The 944-nt window shown below is 56.5% G+C and carries 2 protein-coding genes and 1 pseudogene; all 3 read left to right on the forward strand.

Annotated features, from left to right (window positions below):
* Window positions 1-154, forward strand: a pseudogene (locus OP495_RS18395) (sulfate adenylyltransferase small subunit); the annotation flags it as partial.
* A 152-nt stretch (window positions 155-306) separates the two neighbouring features.
* Window positions 307-663: a four helix bundle protein gene (locus OP495_RS18400; protein WP_280571217.1), complete on the forward strand. Its 357-nt coding sequence runs from the start codon at window positions 307-309 to the stop codon at window positions 661-663.
* Window positions 664-749: 86 nt separating this feature from the next.
* Window positions 750-944, forward strand: a 195-nt coding sequence (locus OP495_RS18405; RefSeq protein ID WP_280571219.1) for a GTP-binding protein, incomplete at its 3' end; no start/stop codon positions are given.

Raw genomic sequence — 944 nt, forward strand, 5'->3', positions numbered from 1 at the left:
CCCGCTCACCGGCGCCGTGGAATCGCACGCCACCACGCTGCCCGAAATCATCCAGGAAATGCTGCTGACCAAGACCAGCGAACGCTCCGGCCGCGCCATCGACAAAGACCAAGCCGGCAGCATGGAGCGTAAAAAACGCGAAGGGTACTTCTAACGCGCCGGGCGGCGGGCTACGGGCAACGAGCTACGGGCTACGAGCTACGAGCTACGAGCTACGAGCTTCGGGCTACGAGCTACGGGTAACGAGCTACGAGCTTCGGGCTGCGGGCTGCGGGCTACGAGCTAAAAAGCTAACAAGGAACTTACATGCGACATGAACAAATGGAAGTTTGGCAGCGTAGCAAACGCCTGAGTGTCGATGTTTATCGGGAGCTCCGTGGTCTCCGAGATTTTGGCTTTAAAGACCAGATCACGCGCTCCGCACTGTCCATTCCCAGCAATATTGCCGAAGGCTTCGAGCGCTTTACCGAACGTGAGAAGTTCCGTTTCGTTTCTATCGCCAAAGGCTCTTGTGGGGAGTTCGCGACGCAAGCTTTGATAGGCATCGAAGTTGGCTACATTCCTGACGAGATAGGTCAGCAGTGGCGTAGTGAAGCGATGGCTCTGTCGCGAATGCTTGGTTCCTTGCTTAAATCACTATCCAACAGCTCTCGGCTGTCATAACTGAACATGAAGAGAGCACGGCCTGCTCGTAGCCCGAAGCGCGTGGCTCGTAGCGCTCGTGCTCTTCACAAATGGGGAATTAGACCATGTCACACGCCTCACCGATGATCTCGGAAAACATCGAAGCGTATTTGAGAGAGCACGAGCGCAAAGACCTGCTCCGCTTCATCACCTGCGGGAGCGTCGATGACGGCAAGTCGACTCTGATCGGGCGTTTGTTGCACGATTCCCAGATGATCTACGAGGATCAGCTCGCGGCGATCACCCAGGCCTCCAAGACC

Source organism: Chromohalobacter sp. 296-RDG, from assembly GCF_029889885.1.
Classification (GTDB): Bacteria; Pseudomonadota; Gammaproteobacteria; order Pseudomonadales; family Halomonadaceae; genus Chromohalobacter.

Bases quoted from the DNA above. Each gene is read 5' to 3' on its own strand.
- OP495_RS18400 (WP_280571217.1), top strand. From the start codon at position 307: ATGCGACATGAACAAATGGAAGTTTGGCAGCGTAGCAAACGCCTGAGT.